Here is a 20,658-nt window from a genome sequence, read left to right on the forward strand (position 1 = left end):
ACTCCTTTTTAAAACTCTATGTTTCCATTATACCTTTTTAAATAGCATACTCGCAACGATAAAAATTAAGTAAAAAAAAGTGCGAATGCTTTTCAATCTATCAAGAGAGAAAAACATTCGCGACAGCTTATGATTTTTTAAAATTATTTGGTTTTTTATTAAATTTATTTGGTTTGTTATTCCGTGTTGTTTTAGAGGAGTTAGTAGGTTTTTCTTTACGACTTCCCGCTCCTCCACTTGGTTTTTCGCTTCGGAAAGGTTTTTTCGTTTCATCTTTTTTGCCTTTTTGAACTTGTTTTGGAGGTCTGCTTGCTTTTTTGGCAATTTTATTTTCTGGAACCGCTCCGTCGAGAAGTTTTCCTTGATAAAAACGAACTTGTTTCCCTTTTAGATGATGGATAGTTAAATATTGTTTTAACGTTCTGATTTCACGAGGATTGGCAAAAGTAATTACTGTACCAGTTTTCCCCATCCGTCCTGTACGACCAGAGCGGTGTGTATACTCTTTTTCGCTTGCTGCTAAGTCATAATGGATGACATATGGTAAGTCTTCTATATCTAGCCCACGCGCCGCAACATCTGTCACGATTAAATAAGTTAACGTGCCTTTTTTAAAGTCGTCCAAATATTTTTTGCGTTTTTCTTTACGAATTTCGCCGTGAATTCCGGCTGCTTTTACTTTATCATAATGTAGTTTTTCTAATAAAATTTCCATACGTGGTTTGTCTTTCACAAAAACCAAGCCGCGCATGTCTTTAATATGAGAAATTCGGCGTAAAAGAGTTGCTTTGTCGCGTGACTCCACATCCATGTATAAATGCTCTACGTTTGTTAATTCTTCTGGTTTCACTGTTACTTCAAGCATCACTGGCGTTTTTTCTGTTTGTAAGAAAAAGGCTTCAGGATTTTCGAGTTTTGTTGCAGATACTAATGTCAATTGACGATCGCGTACAGCACTTTCAACTATTTCTAGAGTACTTTTGAAGTTCTCTTGGCGAAGTAATTGGTCACATTCATCTAAAGTAATCGTTTTAATTTCGTGCATTTTTATTTTCTTTTGTTTGATTAGTTCAAGTGCACGACCTGGAGAGGCTACAATAATTTGTGGTTTTTTCTTTAATTTTTCGATTTGCCGTTTTACATTGGCTCCTCCGATTAAAGAGATTACTGTCAGTTCATCACTTGGTAACCACGAACGGATTACTTCCGTGATTTGCATAACTAATTCATGAGATGGCGCTAAAACAAGCCATTGTGTTTTTGGAATTGCTTCTATTTTTTCAAGGGTTGGCAGTGCATAAGCGACTGTTTTCCCCGTTCCAGTTGGTGATACTGCGAGTACATCCGCGCCGTCTTTGATTGGTTGGTACATCGCACTTTGAATCTCAGTTGGCGTTTCATAACCATGTTCTTTCCATTTTTCCGCCCAAAAGCTTGGGATATTTGATTCTGTCATGACCCGACTCCTTTATTAGTTCTTCTCTGTATCATACCATGCTTACTGCAAGTCTGCACTTTTATTTAGAATTTTTGTTGCTAGAAAAATGTAAATAAGAGCCATCAAAAGATTAAAACCCATCTGGATAAAATTAAAATGAACACTTGAAAAAAGAGAATAATAAAAATGGATTTCTGAGCTACTTTTAGGTAAAAAATCTGTGCCGATAGATATTTGAATTGCATTAATCAGGACAAAGTAGATTAACGCGCCAATAAAACCAACGCGGAAACCATTGACTGGCACCATACTCAAAGCTGTGGCTAAAAAAAGGGCACAGACGAAAGAAAAAGTATTGAGTCCTATCGCTAAAAAAGTATCAAAAATGATATTTAGTATTACTGAAAAAGACAGCTCCGCGCCGCCAATTATCGCCAAGCTAATTATAATCACAATAACCCCCGCCGTTAGAATAGCTGTTTCTATTAAGACGATGATTAATTTATTCAATAGTATTTTCCAAATAGGTGTTTCTGTTTGAAAAAACAAATAACGGTTTTCATCGTAAATTCCAGATCGAGCTGCTGCCAAAAATAAAAGTAACCAAATGAGTAACCAACTAGCACCAACAATGCCTATTAAAGCTATGAAAACACCATCGCCGGACCCAAATACAGCTCCATCTATATCTGACTCCATTACAAGCGGCTCTGATAAGCCATTTCCTAATTTAGAAAAAAGACCAATAAGTAAACAAATCAGCCAACCAACAAAAGTTGCAAAAAATATGTAACGATGCGCATTCCATTCTAATTTCCAGTGTGCTTTAAGCATGTCCAAATACCTCCCGATAGTAATCCACCACTGATTTCCCGTTTTCTTCCCGAAGTGTTTCTGTGTCTATTTGCTCGATTATTTTGCCTCGTTTCAAGAAGATAATTTCATCAAACATCATTTCCATATCTTGGATTAAGTGTGTTGTGACAACAAGTGTTGCATCTTCTTTAAGAAACGTCGCGATGCTTTTAATTAGGTCATCTCGCGAAATCAAATCAATTTCTGAAAATGGTTCATCCAGCAAATAAAGATCCACATCCCGGCATAAAATAAGGGCTAACATTACTTTTGCAGCATTACCTTTGGACAAATATTTAGTATTTTCTTTTACGTTGATTCCAAGCGAATGGATCATTTGTTTTGCTTTTTCATGGTCAAAATCCGGAAAAAAGCTACGATAAATTTGAAAATAGTCGCGGATAACCATATTAGGTAAAAAATCTTCACTCGGTAAATAGGCTATTCTGCTGTTTTCTGCTAATTTTATCGTTCCAGATGTTGGTTTAAGTAGACCTGACATTGCATTTAACAAAGTTGTTTTTCCCGCGCCATTAGGTCCAAGAAGGCCGATGATTTTCCCTTTTTGAAGAGAAAGGTTAATGTCATTTAATGGTTTTCTTTTTCGATATTTTTTCGTTAATCCCGTAATTGTAATTAGGTTTTCATTCATGGTTTCGGCTCCTTTTTATTAGTAATTCTATTGCTGTTTGGTCATCTAAACCGATGCTCTTCGCTTCTTCCAAAAAGCGTTCAGTAATTTCATCTGCTAACTCTTTTTTTAATTGGTCGAAAAGTGCTTTGTCGGAAGTGACGAATGATCCCATCCCTCGTTTTGCATAAATATAGCCCGCTCGTTCTAATTCTTGATAGGCGCGACTGACGGTATTAGGATTCACTGCAAGCTTTACGCCCATTTCCCGAACAGAAGGCAACTTATCCTCACCCTTCCATTCACCTATAATCATTTGTTTTTTCATCCAGTCAGAGATTTGACTATAGATTGGTTTATCTGCATGAAAAGTCGGATTCATTGTTACCTCCTTTTTAAACGAAACTAGTGTATTAAGTAAATAGTACACTTGAATTTCATTTATTTTCAAGCACAAAAAAACTAGGAATCAGCATGGTAGCTTTTTCCTAGCTCTTCAAAATTATTTTTCTGCGTCAAACCAAATATCGTTTTGGTGCCGTAGTTCGTTTGAAACACGTAATACTTTTAAGCTTAAATCGGCTAAGTATTCGTATGTATCTCGGTCACCTTGTTCGATAATTCTTGCAAACTCAGCAGCTTCAAATTGCATATCATTAGCGACAACTGGACCAGCCAGCGCTGTTTCTTCTTTTGTCGCATTATCATAAAAAGTAATTTTTTCAATTCCTGTCAGCGGATCGACAATTAGTGTTCCTTTTTGACCGTAGATTTCACTTGGTAAGAAGGATTGTGAATTTTTTCCTTGAATGATAGTGATATTGAAGGATGGATATTCAAGAATGATTGGTCCAAGTCCGTCTACACCAGTTGGTAATTTCGTTGCAAAATAAGTTGCTTTAATGGGTTCACCGAATAGTGTAATCGCTGAATATAATGGATAGACACCTAAGTCAACTATTGATCCGCCAGAGAATTTCAACGAGAAAATATTTGGTTCTTCTCCGTTTAAAACTTGATCGTATCTGGAAGAATATTTCATATAAGCAAGTGTTGCGCCGTGAATTGTGCCAACTTTTTCGATATTTTCTTGTAATCGTTTGAAGTTTGGTTCTTGAATGTGGCGTGCTGCTTCAAATAAAAAGACATTATTTTCACGAGCAATTTGGTGCGCATGCTCTAATTCTGCTACGGTAGAAAAAATCGGTTTTTCTACAATAACATGCTTTTTATTTTTCAGTAAGCTCACTGCATGCTGATAATGAAGCGCATTGGGAGAAGCAATGTAGACAGCATCAAGCGCATCTGATTTCCCCATTTCTTCAATATCTGTGAAATAAGTCAACTCGCCGTATTTTTCTCCAAATGCGCGTGCTTTTTCTTCTGTTCTTGAATAAACAGCAGTTAAATTCCATTCGCCTGAATTAATCGCGCCTTCAATAAAAGAATCAGTAATCCAGTTCGTTCCCATAATTCCTAGTTTCATTAGCCAACAGCTCCTTTAATTTTATCTTAAGTATACCTTAAAATAAGGAAAAAAGCGTACTAACTGTTTGAAACAGATGGACCACTGATTCTAGTTGTATAGATTATTTCATTTTCGGCTTTTTCACCCTCGAGAAGTTCGACAAGTTTATCCGCAGCCACTGCTCCCCATTTGTACTTCGAGTATTCGATAGTAGCTAGGCGCGGCACTAAATATTCACTAATATCCGTATTATCAAAGCCAATAATTCGGACGTCTTTGCCAATTTCTAAATCCGTCCCCGCAAAATATCGATACATCCCAATCGCCATATTATCATTTAAAGCAAAGACGGAAACAGGTGCTTTCCAGTTTTCGGCAATAATTGCGGCTGCTTTTTCGCCACTCTCTTCGGAAAAATCGCCTTCAATAATATGCACTTTTTTATCATTCGAACGAGCCAGTTCTTGCTTTGCTGTTTCTAGGCGAACCCTTGCATCATAAGAATCTTCTGGACCGGTAATTACATAAAAGTCTCCTTTGAAATTAGTAGACAAATAATCAATCGCAAGTGTTGCACCACCCTTATTATCTAGCAAGACTTGGCACACATTCTCATGAGTAAGTTCGCGGTCAAGCACAACTAATTTATGACCACGATTTGCATAATTAATGATTTCACTCGACGGGAAATTCGCATCTAAAATAATAGCGCCATCAATCATTTTCTCGGGTAAAAATCGGTGTGTTTTCGTACCACTGCAAGCAATCAGTTCATATCCATGTTTGTATAGCGTTTTCGTTAAACCTTCAAGTAAAGTCCCGTAAAAAATCCCGCCGTAATTCGTTAAATAGACGCCGATAATTTTTGTTTCTCTTGTTTTTAACGTTCGTGCTGCCATATTGGGAATATAATTCAATTCATTTGCGATGGTCATAATTCGTTTTCGCGTTTTTTCGGTTACTTTCGGGCTGCCATTAAGCGCGTAGGATACTGTTGAAATGGAAACCCCTGCCTTTTTCGCGATATCTTTAATTCCTACCACGTGAATCGCATCCTTTTCTGTTTTCTTTTATTATACACAAAACAACCTTAGAGACGGTTATTTTTTTGAAATTTAATCGTGATTTGTGAACATTTTGTCGTTAAATTCTTTTTCGGTAAAATGAGTGCGCCAGTTCGGTATAAATTCGCTCCATTTTCAACTGGTTGTTTTTCACCATTCACGACAATAGAACCCTCATCCGCACTTTCGAAAGTAAGATCAAGCGGATAATTATCTAGTTCAATATGACATTCTAATCCATCTAATTCTTCAGGTAAAATTGGATCAAAAATAAGCGCATCTTCCGTTTGACGAATACCAAGAACAGAACTTATTAATTGATGTAAATAGATTCCTGGACCACTAGAGTAAATCCGCCAGCCGCCTTTCACCGGAATACTGCCTTCTTTCACACGACCAAACTCATTTTGCGCCTGATAGCGATCTAAAAACGCTGCATCAGAACTACTGAAATAAGTATTACTTTGACGAAGTGCCGCATTTGGGACAACTTCTTTAATATTGATTGGATTAATAACATCAAGCATATGCCAAGCGGATTTATCGCCAATTTTAGCTAAAGCTTCAATATAACGAATATGCGCATGCACGTATTGCAAACCAACTTCTCGGCCAAAATTGGCTGCTTGTTCTGCCCGTTTAAAATGAGTACTTACACCACCAGCATAATGCGCTGGCTCGCTCATTAATCTTACGCCATCTGGATGAAGTAAATGCTCACCAATAATTTCAAAATTACGACTGGCTTGCTTTTTATCGACTAATTCAGAAATTACACTTCTCGTCAGTGGTATTAAGCGATATTTAATATTCGTTTCTTTGTCTTCTGGGTGAATCATCCATACAGGTGCTTTTCCTTCTTCTAAATAAAGGAAACCTGGAATAACATCGGTATCATTTGTCATATATTTCGCAAAGTCTGCTTGAACATTTTTTGCTAATGTTTCGTATTTCTCACCTACTGGTAAAAATGCAGCTAAACGTTTAAATGTTTGATAAGTTAGCGCGACCGTCCAGCTGGACACCATGTTTTTCTTCAGCTGGGCATTAGCTGGTTGAAGTGTGTCATCCCAGTCACCATCGCCGTAATTAGAAAGAGCCGTTCCTTTCATAAAGCGTGCTTCGATCGTTTTCACTGCGAGTTCAATGTGTTCAAGAAGAGTCCCTTGTTCTTTCGTAAAGGTTTTCGATTCGCGGTCAACAAAAGGAATAGCTTCTTCTAAAATCCCAGTATCCCCACTCATTTCCAAGTAATCACCAATAATTTTCAGTGGCCAAACAATAACATCGCCGTGGCTTTCTTCTTGCTGAATCGATGTATATTTATCAAACATAAACCATTGCGGCCAATCACCAGTATCTTGATATTGATGAGAAAAAATGGTTAACACTAGCTTACGTAAAACAGCCTTATTGCCCGTTGCAAGGAAAAATTCAAATGGACCTTGACTCACATCACGCGTACCCCAAGCCGCTCCGCTGTACTGCTCTAACCCATGAGGTGAAGCATAGTGAACCAACATTTGATGCGCATACCAATAAACCGTTAAATTCAGTTTCTCTGCTGTTGTACTTTGATGATTTAAATGGAACTGAGCAGTTAATTCGTCATAGCTAGCGCGAATTACTTTGTTGTTTGCTTCTAAATCCTCAGTTGGTTTCGAGAATTCATCGCTGAGTTTTGCTTGAACATGGAAAGTAGCTTTATCACTTGGTTCAAAAACAAACACATCCAAACCTGCTGTTCCTGTGTAATCTTTCGCAAAATAACGTTCGTCAGTCAGTTCATTATAAGTTCCATCTACGCGGAATTGAAGTGCCGGATAGGTTTCTAAAATCGGCGAGTCTTCTGCTGGGAAATAAGTGACGATTCCGTCTTTGATTTCTTTTTTCACGGTAGTATCATATTCATTTGTCCCCATAGTTACTTGATTTGTTAAGACTAATTTATAAGAATGACCTTTTTCCGAATGAACGGTGACGAATGCCTCTTTACTATCAGCAGTTAAGGTGGTTTGTACCGTGATTAGGTCGCCGTTCCACTGATAATACCAAGTTGAGTAATTCGTACTAGTTTCCCAGACAGACGGTACGCCGAGCAGTCGAAGTTCGGAATCTAATTCGATATAAATTCTTAATCCGCTTGTTTGAAGAATATTGAGCGGATTACGCGCGTGGCTATTCCATTTGTTCATATTCGTATTTCCAGCAACTAATTGTGATAAAAATGCCCCGTACATGTACGTTGTTGCTGAAAGAGTCGCTTCTGGATTTAATACATCGACTTTATCAAGCAAAATACTGCCATGCGGGCGTTCTAGTTCTGCTTCTTTTTCACGCATCACAACATGTGCATAGTTTGGTGTGAAAAAGGAGAGCAGTGCGCCGTTTTGTTGTTCTTCTTGAATCCGGTCTGGGAAGTTCTCTTGAAGCCAGCTGTCAGAAATTGTTTCGCCGGTAATTGGTGTTCCTATATGTTTGTTTAATATGGCTTTAGTACTTGGTTGATAAGGTTGCTCTGAAATATTACTTTTTAGTTCCGCTAAATTTTCGATTGGTGCTCCAGATGCTTTTGGTTGATTTTCTGTTGCATACCCGTAAAAGCTTGTTTCACCGTGATTAGTAAATAGCTCTGTTTGTAAGGAAATTTGAGCGAATTCGTATTGGTAGACGCGGTTTGGCAATGATTTTTCCTTAAGGTTAGCTAGTTCGCCAGTCAGTTTATAATTAGTCCCATAAATATCAAAACCATCTGTTGCATACCCTACAATTTTCGTTAATGCTCCGATTTGAACTGCTGGGAAACGTTCATTTTGTGGTTGGTTTTGGCGGGCTTGAACAGTGAAACCAGTCGTGCCTTCTGTCACATGATAATCAATATATTGCGACATATAAGCTTCATTTGTTCTCACTGCCGCTTGTTCTGCAAGCCCCAAGTCTTGTAAGTAAACAAGATCAAACTCAAGATCACCATCCACTGTGACATCATAAAACCAACCGCGCGTATGAAAATGCATTTGCACGCTATAACGAAATGGTCCAACTACACCGCGATACTCCACGCCGTTTTCGTTAAAACCAACTTCAGCATCCCTGCTAAGTAGTGGATAAATTTCTATTTTATCTCCTAAATGCGCGCGTACATATATTTGCGATAAGCGATTTTCTAATGGATTTTGAATCACTTGATTTAGCATAATATCTTTTAATTTTAGCCAAGCAAGCTCCCCGCTCGGATAAAATGCGGCTGATAAATCCGCTTTTTTAATTTCTTTTAACATTGTCACACATATCCACCCACTTCCACTTCAAAAACGTCTACATCTTCACTACTAGTCCCAACAAAAACTCGGTGAAGTCCCGGTTCTTGCACTTTTTCAAGTTGATGGTTATAGAATGAAAACGCCTCGCTTGTTAATTCAAATGTAACTGTTTTTTCTTCGCCAGCTTGAAGCGCCACTTTTTCAAAAGCTTTTAATTCTTTGACAGGCCGTGAAATGCTCGCTGTCACATCTTGTAAATACACTTGGATTACTTCTTTTCCAGCAATATCACTAATGTTTTTAATGGTTACTTCTACAAGTAGTGGTTCGCCTAAATTTAGTTCTTTCGGAAGAGCACTTGTTTTTAACTCGAATTCGCTATAGCTTTTTCCATAACCAAATGGATAAAATGGTTCATTTGGAATATCAAGATAATGCGACACATAGCGTTCGCCTTTATTTTCCGGTGTTTGTGGTCGTCCAGTGCGTAAATGATTGTAATAAACCGGAATTTGACCAGTCGTTTGCGGGAATGACATGGATAATTTCCCGGAAGGATTACTTGCACCACTTAATAAATCTGCAGTGACACGACCTGCTTCTGTTCCTGGGAACCATAATTCAAGAAGAGCATCACTAGATTCTGCTAACTCTTTCACTTCAAGCGGTCTACCATTAAATAATGTAATAACAACTGGTTTTCCTAGTGTTTGAACGAATTTCGCTAATTGATATTGTGCTTCTGGTAAACGAATAGTAGCAAGACTTCCTGCTTCTCCGCCCCATTCATTTTTTTCACCTAGCGCAAGTACGACAACATCCATATTCTGTACTGCCGCTTTCACTGCCACTTTGTCTTCTTCCGACAATTCAGTGTACTCCGTTGAAACAATCTCGACTGTTTCAAATACTTCACGCAAACCTGTTTCAACATTGATGCCATCTTTTTCTTCGCCGTATACATTCCAACCGCCGAGAATATCAGGTGACGTTGCAAGCGGACCAACCAAGGCAATTTTTGCTTCTTTAGCCAGTGGAAGTAATTGGTTTTTGTTTTCTAATAACACAGCGGATTCAACGCCTGCTGCCCGAGCTTTCCCGCGACTTTCATCGGTTAAAATGTCTTTTGTACGGTCGTTATTTTTTAATCCGCGATATGGATCTTCAAATAGTCCTAAATCATTTTTTAAATTTAACATCCGAAGTACTGCTTCATCTAAAAGGCTTTCGGATAATTTGCCTTCTTCAATTAAACCTTTTAATTCATGGATATAACAAGTCGTCATCATTTCTAAATCAACGCCTGCTTCCATCGAAAACTGTGCAGCTTCTTTAGGATTTCTTGCTGTTCCGTGATTAATTACTTCGGCAACAGCGCCCCAGTCAGAAATAAGTACACCGTCAAACTCCATTTCGCCTCGTAGCACATCTCGGTTCAGCCATTTGTTCATTGTTGCTGGAATCCCGTCCACTACGTTAAAAGCAGTCATGACTAATTTAGCTCCAGCTTGTATCGCCGCATTGTAAGCCGGTAAATAATTTTGATATAGTTCGCGCGTAGACATATTAACTGTGTTGTATTCCAGCCCAGCTTCCGCAGCCCCGTATGCCGCAAAATGTTTGACACATGCCGCCATCTGCTCCAAGTTTTCATGTAGTTTACTCGCATCACCTTGGTAACCATCTACCATTGCTTTCCCAAGCTCACTATTTAAAAATGGATCCTCACCAGTTGATTCCATCACACGTCCCCACCGAGGGTCACGTACTAAATCAAGCATTGGTGAAAAAGTGACATGATGCCCATCTGCAGTTGCTTCGAGCGCCGAAACTTCTGCCATCACTCGAACTGTCTCCCGGTCAAAAGAACAACCAAGTGCAAGTGGAATAGGAAAAACCGTTTTATAACCATGTATAACATCCGCCATAAAAACAAGCGGAATTCCTAAGCGATTCGTTTTTAAATAAGCTTCTTGAATACCAATCATATCAAGCGCCGAACTTGATCCAAGCACCGAACCCGCATTTTCAGTATGCGCATCCGTTAATTTCATTTCTTGAAGAAGTGGCCCTGTTAGTTCTGCATTTTTGTTTGTACCTTTAAAAAGAAAAGGCGAAAGTTGAAGACATTGAGCGATTTTTTCATCTAAGGTCATTTGACTAACTAATTCTTGTACTTTTTCTTGTTTCATAGGAACCTCCTGCACACATTTTTCGAAACGTTTCTATTCAAATATAACAACAGTATAAGCGCTTTCTTTTCTTTAGTCAACCAAAAACGACATTCACATGGTGAAACGGTCCTATTTTCCAGTTCTTTCTATAGTATCTCGTTTTTGAGAATTTTACTCGTTCAAATTTTTCTGATACCAAAAGCATTGATACACAACGTCCTAACTAGATAAACTAAAAATAAAATAGCAATTCACTTGAAACCGATTACATAATATACTATAATAACCTTGTCGAAACGTTTCTATGAAATATTGTGTATGTGAATTGATTTTCACAATTTGCTTCATCCCGTACGGCGCGTAAGTTCTGTACAACAGTTTTTATTCTTTAACAGCTTTTAGTTAGTCAAGTTGCTTTGAAAAAAACAAAAAATGGAGGAAAAATCATGAAGAAAAAGATGTTTGTCGTTTTAGCTTTAGTGTTGTCGCTTAGTTTAGTATTAATGGCGTGTGGTGGGTCAAAGGATGATGCAAATTCCAGCGATTCTAAAGTATTAAATGTTTGGGCTATGGGCGATGAAGCCAAGTCATTAAAAGAACTCGCACAAAAATTCACGAAAGATACTGGCATCGAAGTTAAAGTTCAAGTTATTCCTTGGGCAAATGCACATGATAAATTACTTACAGCCGTTGCTTCAAAATCTGGCCCCGATGTAGTCCAAATGGGAACAACGTGGATGCCTGAATTTGTCGAAGCTGGTGCACTACTTGATATTACAAAAGATGTAGAAAAAAGTAAAAATATGAACTCTGATCTATTTTTCCCTGGTTCAGTAAAAACTACTCAATTTGATGGAAAAACATACGGTGTTCCGTGGTATGCAGAAACTCGCGTATTATTCTACCGTACCGATTTACTGAAAAAAGTTGGTTATAATGAAGCTCCAAAAACATGGGATGAACTATCTGACGCTGCACTTAAACTTTCTAAACGCGGCAAAGATATGTACGGCTTTGCAATTGATCCAAACGAACAAACTACTGGTTTCATTTTCGGACGTCAAAACGGCTCCCCTCTTTTCGATAAAGACGGTACTCCAGTATTCAATAAAAAACCTTTCGTAGACACTGTTACTTATTTAGATAGTTTCATTAAAAATGGTTCCGCACCAGACACTGATCTTGGTTTAGACGCGTCTCAAAGCTTTGGCGGCGACGGAATTGTACCAATGTTCATGAGTGGCCCTTGGATGGTTAATACACTGAAAGACACTGCCCCTGACATTGACGGAAAATGGGCAACTGCTGTACTACCTAAAAAAGAAAATAACGAATCAAGCTTAGGCGGCGCTAACCTTTCCATTTTCAAATATAGTAACAAAAAAGATGATGCGCTTAAATTCATGGACTATATGAGTCAACCTGACGTGCAATTATCTTGGTTAAAAGATACAAACTCGATGCCAGCACGTATGGATGCTTGGGAAGACGATATGCTGAAAAACGACCCTTACTACAAAGTCTTTGGCGAACAAATGAAAACTGCAGAACCAATGCCACTTATCCCACAATTTGAAGAAATTGCTCAATTATACGGAAAATCTTGGGAACAAATTTACCGTGGCGGGGCAGATGTACAAACACAAATGGATACTTTCAACGATCAAGTAGAAGCACTTCTTAAAAAATAACGAATAAAAAGGGCAAATGATTTATTCTGCCATTTGCCCTTTTAGAATGGACTGGATGTTATGAAACAATTTTTAAATAAAAACACACCCTATTTGTTTATATCGCCAGCACTGTTTTTACTTCTTCTGTTTTCCCTACTTCCGATTTTGCTTGCTTTTGTCATTAGTTTTACGGACATTGATTTAGTCGGGCTTGCCGATTACTCTAAAATTAACTTTGTTGGTGTGGACAATTACGTCAATATTATGCAAGACCCGGTATTTTTAAAATCTATTTTTAACACGCTTTTCTATGTAGTTATTGGCGTTCCACTGGTTATCGTTTGCTCGCTTGGTATTGCGCTGATGATTAACTTTTCGCAAGCAAAGATTTTCCAATTTTTCCGGTTAATTTTCTATACTCCTTCAATTACAAACGTTGTCGCTGTAGCCGTTGTTTGGAGTTACTTATATAATCCGCGCTTTGGTTTACTTAACTATTTGCTTTCGTTTTTAGACTTAGGACCAGTTCCATGGTTACAAGACCCTACTATTGCGAAACTATCACTGATTATCCTAGCTGTTTGGCGAGCAATCGGTGTAAATATGATTATTTTCTTAGCCGCACTTCAAGGCATTCCACGTGAATATTACGAAGCAGCCTCACTTGACGGAGCAAATAGCCGCCAACAACTATTTAAAATTACTGTTCCAATGCTTCGTTTCGCGATTTTCTTTGTAACAGTTACAACGATGATTGGTTGGTTACAATTCTTCGAGGAGCCGTTCGTTATGACAGAAGGTGGACCACTTGATAGTACGAACTCTGTTGCCCTCTTTATCTATCAAAACGGTTTCCAATTAAGTAAATTTGGTTATGCCGCTGCTGGATCGTTTATCTTGTTTATCGCGATTATTATTATCACGATTATTCAATTCCGGATTCAGCGCAAAAATAATGACGGGGATATTTAAGAGAGGAGTGTTTATAAATGAATCAATATAGACAAAAGTCGCGCGGCGCTCAAATTGCCGTAATTACAATTTTAACAGTTGGCGGATTCTTTATGATTTTACCGTTCATTTGGATGGTTCTCTCCTCTTTGAAAACGGATGCTGAAATTTTAAAAATCCCACCTACTATTTGGCCAGAAACTTTTACACTAGATAATTTCACCAAACTATTTACCGAAATGGACTTTGCTATTTACTTGAAAAATACGTTAATCATTGTGTTCTTCTCGTTTTTCGGTTTATTTTTAAATGCGATGGCGGGTTACGGCTTTGCTAAATTTAAATTTAAAGGGAAAAACAAGTTATTTTATCTTGTCCTTGCTACTATGATGATTCCAGGACAAGTAACAATGATTCCGGTTTACTTGTTGCTTAATGCGGCTGGATTAACGAATACGATGACAGGTATCGTGCTTCCAGGACTTGTTGGCGCATTCGGGATTTTCTTATTCCGTCAATTTATGTCCACCATATCTGATGATTTACTCGAAGCAGCAAGACTTGATGGCGCTAGTGAATTTTACATTTTCTGGCGGATAGTTATTCCGATTTCCCGTCCTGTGCTTGCGGTACAAGGTATTCTTACATTCATCGCCGGTTGGAACTCCTTCTTATGGCCGTTAATCATTGCCAACGACGAAAAATTCTATACCCTATCAGTCGGTCTTCAATTATTAAAAGGACAATACGGCAGCAACTACGCTTTACAAATGGCCGGAGCAACTTTCATGGTCATTCCAATCATCTTGATTTTCATGACATTCCAAAAGTACATTTTAAAAGGATTCAATGTTTCAGGAATGAAATAATTGGTCAAAAAAGAGCTTACCCTTTTTAGGATAAGCTCTTTTTTTATTATGGTAAAAATGTTTCTCCCATCAAGTAAAAGTCAACTTCACGTGCTGCTTCTCTTCCTTCTGCAATCGCGGTTACAACTAAACTTTGACCGTGACGTGCATCCCCACAAGCAAACACGCCTTCTTCACTTGTGCGGTAAAATCCTTTAGCAGCGTCAATTGTATGGCGCTCTGTTTTTCCTACACCGAAATTAGTAAATATATCTTCTGTCGTACCAGCAAAACCAATAGCAATTAAAACCATATCTACTTCAAAATATTTCTCGCTACCTTCTACAGGTGTATATTGTCTCGTCTCTTTATCTTCTGTAACTTCTACCGTGTGAAGCCCAACAAGATTTCCTGCTGCATCTTTTTCGAAAGAAGTAGTATTGATGAGATACTCACGTGGATCTCTGCCGTACACTGCTTCTGCTTCTTCATGCGCATAATCCATTTTGAAAACACGTGGATATTGCGGCCATGGATTTTCACCATTTCTTAATTCGGGTAATTTATCTTGAATACCGAATTGATAAATACTTTTAGCGCCTTGTCTAAGCGCAGTTGCCACACAGTCAGCCCCAGTATCCCCGCCACCAATAATAACAACATTTTTATCTTTAGCAGAAAGTGTTTGAACTCCGCCATTATCTAAATTATCGCGTGTGCTTTGTGTCAAATACGGAACGGCGAAGTGAATCCCAGCCGCATCACGTCCAGCAAGCGGAATATCTCGTGCATTACCAGCCCCAGTCGCAAGAACAATCGAATCATATTCAGCGCGCAGTTCAGCAAAAGTAACATCTGTACCTGCTGCAACACCTGTTACAAATTCAATTCCTTCTTCCGCCATCAAGTTCACTCGGCGTGTCACTTGTTCTTTTTCTAGTTTCATCGTTGGAATACCATACATCAATAAGCCACCAATTCGATCACTTTTCTCGATGACTGTCACACTATGACCAGCTTTATTTAATTGATCCGCACAAGCAAGTCCAGCTGGTCCAGAGCCAATCACAGCAATACGTTTGCCGGTACGTTTCTTAGGAGGTTGAGGTTTAATCCAACCTTCCTCAAAACCGCGATCAATAATTGCTTTTTCAATTGATTTAATGCCGACAGCAGGTTCAGAAATAGCTACCGTACAACCACCCTCACACGGGGCTGGACAAATTCTACCAGTAAACTCTGGAAAATTATTTGTTTTTAGAAGCAGTTGTAATGCTTCATACCAATCACCCCGATAAACGGCATCGTTCCACTCGGGAATTAAATTATGCAGCGGACAGCCTGAAACACCATTTTTAATTTCCATTCCTACACTACAAAATGGCACACCACAATCCATACAGCGAGCGGCTTGTAAAGTTAAATCTGCTACCGGCATCGGTAAACTATATTCATTCCAGTCACGCGTCCGACTTTTCGGATCACGTCCTGGCGAAGGAATTCGATCATATTCCATAAATCCAGTTGCTTTTCCCATGCTTTCACTCCTCTCTATTTCGCCACTCCGGCAATTAATTTTCCGTCTTTATGTTCATAAAAAGCTTGTAATTCTGCTTCATCATGTGTTTTTCCAGTTTGTTCTAGTGAAGTTATTCTTGTTAACATCATTTCATATTCATTCGGGATAACGAAAATAAAATTCGCTTTTTCATCTTCCCAGTTGCTAAGAATTTCTTGTGCAAACTCGCTTCGAGTAAGGTTAGCATGTTGCTCGATTAACTGTTTTAGTTTAGCTAATTCTGGTGCAGATAACGTAGACCTACTGTTAACAAGTTCATGGTTGATTTTTGTAGTTGTTTCTTGGCTGTTTTTCGTGTAAATGTATGCAACTCCACCAGACATCCCAGCTGCAAAGTTCTCGCCGATTTCTCCGAGAATAACTACCGTCCCGCCAGTCATATATTCACAACCATTATCGCCAATGCCTTCCACTACAGCTGTTGCGCCACTATTACGAACGGCAAACCGTGCACCTGCTTTTCCGTGCATATACGCATGCCCTCCCGTTGCCCCGTATAGCGTTACATTTCCAACAATTGCGGAGTCATGAGCTTTAATTGGTGTTCTATGATCTGGACTTACAATTAATTTACCACCAGAAAGCCCTTTTCCGAAGTAGTCATTAGCATCACCATGAATTCGAAGCGTCATGCCAAGTGGTGTATAAGCGCCAAAGCTTTGACCTGCAGATCCGACAAAATCAAGTGAAATGGTGTCTTCAGGTAAACCTACCGCACCATATTTTTTACTTATAAAGGAGCCTGCAATCGTACCAATTGCGCGGTCAACGTTTCGTACTGCGAAAGTTCCAGTTACTTTTTCACCGTTTTCGAGTGCCGGTTTAATTAATGGAACAATTTCTCGCATATCTAGCGTTTGATCGATTTTGTGGTCTTGCTGTTTCGTACAGTATTGGACTTGATTTTTATAAAAGTCATCGCTGTAAAGCATATTCGAAAAGTCGATATATTTCGCTTTCCAGTGCGCTTCTTTTTTCTCATGGGTTGTTAAAAACTCTTTATGACCAATAATTTCTGTTAGACTTCTAAATCCAAGCTCAGCCATCATTTCGCGCATTTCTGCAACAATAAAATGGAAAAAGTTAACCACATAATCTGCTGAACCATTGAATTTTTTACGAAGCTCAGGATTTTGCGTTGCTACTCCAACTGGACATGTATCTAAATGACAAACACGCATCATAACACAACCTAGCGTTACAAGTGGCGCAGTTGCGAATCCAAATTCTTCTGCACCAAGCATAGCAGCAACTAAAACGTCTTTCCCGGTCATTAGTTTTCCGTCTGTTTCAACGACAACTTTATTTCTCAAGCCATTCAGCAGTAATGTTTGGTGAGTTTCAGCTAAGCCGATTTCCCACGGCACACCTGCATGACGGATACTTGTTCTTGCCGCTGCCCCGGTTCCGCCTTCATAGCCACTTACTAAAATGACATCAGCATTTCCTTTAGCAACCCCAGCAGCAATCGTTCCAATCCCTGTTTTCGAAACTAATTTTACGTTTACACGCGCATTTTGGTTAGCGTTTTTTAAGTCGAAAATTAGTTGCGATAAATCTTCAATTGAATAAATATCATGATGCGGTGGTGGTGAAATGAGGCCAACCCCTGTTGTGGAACCACGTGTTTTGGAAATCCATGGATAAACTTTTTTCCCAGGTAAATGTCCGCCTTCACCAGGTTTTGCCCCTTGAGCCATTTTGATTTGAAGTTCCTCTGCATTGACCAAATAATGACTTGTTACGCCAAAACGTCCAGAAGCGATTTGTTTTATAGCACTTCTACGCCAATCTCCATTTTCATCTGGCGTAAAGCGGTTCGGGTTTTCGCCGCCTTCTCCACTATTACTTTTGCCGCCAATACGGTTCATCGCGATAGCAAGTGCCTCATGAGCTTCTTGACTAATCGAACCATAAGACATCGCGCCAGACTTAAAACGCTTGAAAATCGACTCCGCAGGCTCTACCTCATCTAAAGGAATCGGCTTGCGGTCGCTTGTAAATGTTAATAACCCTCTTAAAAAGGCATTACTTTGATTTTGCATTAAATCCGAATATAAATTATATGTTTCTCGGTCATTTTCACGCGTAGCTTGTTGTAAAGAATGGATTGCAAGTGGATTATATACGTGATATTCTCCGTTTGAACGCCACTGATACTCTCCGCCTGTATTAAGCGTGAAACTTTGGTAGCCAATATCATGATAGGCTTCACGGTGGCGCAACCAAGCTTCTTGAGCGATAACTTCTAGTGGAATCCCACCAATTTGTGAGGCGGTACCTGGAAAATAATTATTAATTACTTCGTCGCCAATTCCGATTGCTTCAAAAATCTGTGCCCCACGATAACTTTGAACGGTAGAAATCCCCATTTTCGACATGATTTTTAAAATTCCATCGGTAATTGCTTCAATATAACGACTTTCCGCCTCATCTAGCGTGAAGCCTTTAATGCGCCCTTCTTTAATTAAGCCATCAAAAGTATCAATTGCTAAACTTGGGAATACAGCATCCGCCCCGTAACCAATTAACAGTGCACATTGATGAACGTCTCTTGCTTCTGCTGTTTTTACGATAATACTTACTTTCGTCCGCGTTCCTGCTTTTACTAAATGATGATGCAAACCACTAACAGCTAATAATGCTGGAATACCAATCCACTCTGCATTCACGCCATCATCTGATAAAACTAGCAATTCTGCCCCGTTCGCGATTTTTTTATCAGCTGCTTCAAATAATTCTTCCAAACATGCTTCTAATCCATCCCGCTCTTCCGCCTTAAATAAAATCGGTAAAGTAGCAGTTGGTTTAGCAAATTTTGTTTGCAAGGTGAGAGCAGCAAATTCTTTTCGAGATAAAATAGGCGTTTTTAAGCGAATTCGATTAGCATTTTTCGCAGTGGGATTTAAAATATTCCCTTCATCACCAAGTAGCGTCATCGCCGAGGTAACAGTTTCTTCGCGTATACCATCAATTGGCGGATTCGTTACTTGCGCAAACAGTTGTTTAAAGTAATTAAACAATACTTGGGGGCGCTGACTCAAAACTGCAAGCGGTGCATCATACCCCATTGCGCCCATCGGATCTTTTTTCTCTGTGACCATAGGAATCAAGATTTTATTTAATTCATCTTGCGTATAACCAAATGCACGTTGTTTTTTGAAACGCTCTGACTTATCCATCGACTCATAACGTAAATCAGCTGTAACTAAGTCAGCAATCTCTGTCATCTCTAAATCTAGCCATTCACGATACGGTTTTTCAGTTGTTAGTTCATCTTTAAGTTCAGAATCAGTGACAATTCGTCCCGCTTCTAAATCAATCAGCAACATCGTTCCCGCGCCAACCGTTTCTTTACGAATTACCTCACTCGGATCTACTGGTACGACACCTGTTTCCGATGAGTAAATAATCGTATGGTCTTTTGTTTCATAATAACGTGCCGGGCGTAACCCATTTCTATCCAAAATAGTGCCGATAACACGACCATTTGTAAATGAAATCGATGTTGGGCCATCCCAAGGTTCCATTAAAGTACTATGGTATTCATAAAATGCGCGTTTTGGATCTGTCATATGTGGATTTTTATCCCACGGTTCTGGAATTAGCATCATTGCCGCATGAGGTAGCGAACGACCAGCCTGCACTAAAAATTCTAAAGCATTGTCTAACGTTGCCGAGTCACTTCCACTTTCGTCAATAACTGGTAATACTTTAGCTAAATCTTTTCCAAGTAAAGCTGATTCCGCTCTTTTTTCCCGTGCTTTCATCCAGTTTACATTGCCACGTTGCGTATTAATTTCACCGTTATGAATTAAATAGCGGTATGGATGCGCCCGTTCCCAGCTAGGAAAAGTATTTGTTGAAAAACGCGAATGCACCAAAGCAAAAGCCGATACATAAGCTGGATCTGCTAAGTCTAAGTAATATTGATTAATTTGCTCTGGTAGCAGCATTCCTTTAAAAATAACTGTTCGTGTCGATAAACTTGGAACGTAAAAAGTTTCGGTAATTAGTTCAGAAGTAGCTGCAAATTTTTCGACTTGTTTTCTAATTAAATAAAGCGCCCGTTCAAAACCGGCTTCGTCCAATTCGGCATTTTTCTGAATAAATAATTGATACATTGCAGGTTCTGTTTTTCTAGCTCCGGCACCGACTTTTGTAACATCAGTAGGAAGTTTACGCCAACCTAGAAACGTTTGGCCTTCGCTTGCAATTAGTTTTTCTGTTTCTGACATTAAACATTCGCGCTGAGCTTTATTTTGAGGGAAATTAAACATCCCAACAGCATAATGATATTTTTCTGGTAACGTAATGCCAAGCTTGCTACATTCACGTCGGAAGAAAGAGTCTGAAATTTCAAGCAAAATACCAGCCCCGTCACCTGTATCTCCCCCAACTTCTCCGCCGCGGTGTTTAAGCTGGCATAGCATATGAATTCCTTGTTCGACAATCTTATGAGAAGAAATCTTTTTAATATTAGCTACAAACCCAATACCACAAGCATCATGCTCATTCTCTGGATTATACAGGCCGTGTTTTTTTGGCAAATTTGTTTGTTTCATCCTAACTCCTCCTCTTCAAAAACTGAATCATCCGGATGGTTTACATCGGAATTATTCAAATTAACTGATAATTAATTGGCGATCCAGCTTACCTTACATTTCTTGTAGTATCTATTTTATTCCTTTTCATTTATCGAAACAATATATAT

At 38.9% G+C, this 20,658-nt stretch carries 13 protein-coding genes; 3 read left to right on the plus strand and 10 right to left on the minus strand.

What is annotated here, in order from left to right; all coding sequences use genetic code 11:
- Positions 1-127: 127 nt before the first annotated feature.
- The 8 genes from AC4PG8_RS13475 to AC4PG8_RS13510 form a co-directional block, all read right to left on the minus strand.
- A complete protein-coding gene (locus AC4PG8_RS13475) occupies positions 128-1,456 on the minus strand; it encodes a DEAD/DEAH box helicase (protein WP_492170450.1) in 1,329 nt (442 codons plus the stop codon).
- A gap of 42 nt (positions 1,457-1,498) precedes the next feature.
- Complete coding sequence (locus tag AC4PG8_RS13480; RefSeq protein ID WP_185513305.1) at positions 1,499-2,272, minus strand: hypothetical protein; 774 nt, start codon at positions 2,270-2,272, stop codon at positions 1,499-1,501.
- Complete coding sequence (locus tag AC4PG8_RS13485; protein ID WP_492170451.1) at positions 2,265-2,945, minus strand: ABC transporter ATP-binding protein; 681 nt, start codon at positions 2,943-2,945, stop codon at positions 2,265-2,267. Before AC4PG8_RS13485 ends, AC4PG8_RS13480 begins: the two co-directional genes overlap by 8 nt.
- Complete coding sequence (locus AC4PG8_RS13490; protein WP_160464850.1) at positions 2,938-3,306, minus strand: GntR family transcriptional regulator; 369 nt, start codon at positions 3,304-3,306, stop codon at positions 2,938-2,940. Before AC4PG8_RS13490 ends, AC4PG8_RS13485 begins: the two co-directional genes overlap by 8 nt.
- Positions 3,307-3,426: 120 nt before the next feature.
- Complete coding sequence (locus AC4PG8_RS13495; protein WP_492170452.1) at positions 3,427-4,410, minus strand: Gfo/Idh/MocA family protein; 984 nt, start codon at positions 4,408-4,410, stop codon at positions 3,427-3,429.
- Between the two features lie 59 nt (positions 4,411-4,469).
- A complete protein-coding gene (locus AC4PG8_RS13500) occupies positions 4,470-5,435 on the minus strand; it encodes a LacI family DNA-binding transcriptional regulator (protein WP_003767321.1) in 966 nt (321 codons plus the stop codon).
- 47 nt (positions 5,436-5,482) lie between these two features.
- Positions 5,483-8,743 (minus strand): 1,2-beta-oligoglucan phosphorylase, encoded by a 3,261-nt coding sequence (locus tag AC4PG8_RS13505; RefSeq protein WP_492170453.1) that lies wholly within the window; start codon positions 8,741-8,743, stop codon positions 5,483-5,485.
- Positions 8,740-10,911 carry a glycoside hydrolase family 3 N-terminal domain-containing protein gene (locus AC4PG8_RS13510; RefSeq protein ID WP_492170454.1) on the minus strand — a complete coding sequence of 724 codons (2,172 nt, stop codon included), beginning with the start codon at positions 10,909-10,911 and terminating at the stop codon, positions 8,740-8,742. Before AC4PG8_RS13510 ends, AC4PG8_RS13505 begins: the two co-directional genes overlap by 4 nt.
- Before the next feature lie 428 nt (positions 10,912-11,339).
- Here AC4PG8_RS13510 and AC4PG8_RS13515 point away from each other — a divergent pair, with 428 nt between their 5' ends.
- Genes AC4PG8_RS13515 through AC4PG8_RS13525 form a run of 3 tightly spaced genes read left to right on the plus strand, consistent with a single transcriptional unit; the run spans position 11,340 to position 14,386 of the window.
- A complete protein-coding gene (locus AC4PG8_RS13515) occupies positions 11,340-12,584 on the plus strand; it encodes a sugar ABC transporter substrate-binding protein (protein WP_010990984.1) in 1,245 nt (414 codons plus the stop codon).
- A gap of 60 nt (positions 12,585-12,644) precedes the next feature.
- On the plus strand, positions 12,645-13,538 hold the full coding sequence (locus tag AC4PG8_RS13520) for a carbohydrate ABC transporter permease (RefSeq protein WP_003762776.1): 894 nt from the start codon (positions 12,645-12,647) through the stop codon (positions 13,536-13,538).
- A 17-nt stretch (positions 13,539-13,555) separates the two neighbouring features.
- A complete protein-coding gene (locus AC4PG8_RS13525; RefSeq protein ID WP_003722209.1) occupies positions 13,556-14,386 on the plus strand; it encodes a carbohydrate ABC transporter permease in 831 nt (276 codons plus the stop codon).
- A gap of 46 nt (positions 14,387-14,432) precedes the next feature.
- Here the strand turns inward: AC4PG8_RS13525 and AC4PG8_RS13530 are convergent, their stop codons facing one another.
- The gene (locus AC4PG8_RS13530; RefSeq protein ID WP_003767332.1) at positions 14,433-15,902 is read right to left on the minus strand and encodes a glutamate synthase subunit beta; all 1,470 of its coding nucleotides are present in this window, start codon (positions 15,900-15,902) and stop codon (positions 14,433-14,435) included.
- A gap of 14 nt (positions 15,903-15,916) precedes the next feature.
- Positions 15,917-20,509: a glutamate synthase large subunit gene (gene gltB, locus AC4PG8_RS13535; protein ID WP_492170455.1), complete on the minus strand. Its 4,593-nt coding sequence runs from the start codon at positions 20,507-20,509 to the stop codon at positions 15,917-15,919.
- Positions 20,510-20,658 lie beyond the last annotated feature (149 nt).

This window comes from Listeria sp. MAN/IMW/UF555, assembly GCF_058684075.1.

What these genes read in the sequence shown, in the direction of transcription:
- AC4PG8_RS13495 (WP_492170452.1), bottom strand. Translation starts at nt 4,410, where the DNA reads ATGAAACTAGGAATTATGGGAACGAACTGGATTACTGATTCTTTTATT.
- gltB (WP_492170455.1), bottom strand. Translation starts at nt 20,509, where the DNA reads ATGAAACAAACAAATTTGCCAAAAAAACACGGCCTGTATAATCCAGAG.
- AC4PG8_RS13485 (WP_492170451.1), bottom strand. Translation starts at nt 2,945, where the DNA reads ATGAATGAAAACCTAATTACAATTACGGGATTAACGAAAAAATATCGA.
- AC4PG8_RS13480 (WP_185513305.1), bottom strand. Translation starts at nt 2,272, where the DNA reads ATGCTTAAAGCACACTGGAAATTAGAATGGAATGCGCATCGTTACATA.
- AC4PG8_RS13525 (WP_003722209.1), top strand. Translation starts at nt 13,556, where the DNA reads ATGAATCAATATAGACAAAAGTCGCGCGGCGCTCAAATTGCCGTAATT.
- AC4PG8_RS13515 (WP_010990984.1), top strand. Translation starts at nt 11,340, where the DNA reads ATGAAGAAAAAGATGTTTGTCGTTTTAGCTTTAGTGTTGTCGCTTAGT.
- AC4PG8_RS13490 (WP_160464850.1), bottom strand. Translation starts at nt 3,306, where the DNA reads ATGAATCCGACTTTTCATGCAGATAAACCAATCTATAGTCAAATCTCT.
- AC4PG8_RS13510 (WP_492170454.1), bottom strand. Translation starts at nt 10,911, where the DNA reads ATGAAACAAGAAAAAGTACAAGAATTAGTTAGTCAAATGACCTTAGAT.
- AC4PG8_RS13475 (WP_492170450.1), bottom strand. Translation starts at nt 1,456, where the DNA reads ATGACAGAATCAAATATCCCAAGCTTTTGGGCGGAAAAATGGAAAGAA.
- AC4PG8_RS13530 (WP_003767332.1), bottom strand. Translation starts at nt 15,902, where the DNA reads ATGGGAAAAGCAACTGGATTTATGGAATATGATCGAATTCCTTCGCCA.
- AC4PG8_RS13520 (WP_003762776.1), top strand. Translation starts at nt 12,645, where the DNA reads ATGAAACAATTTTTAAATAAAAACACACCCTATTTGTTTATATCGCCA.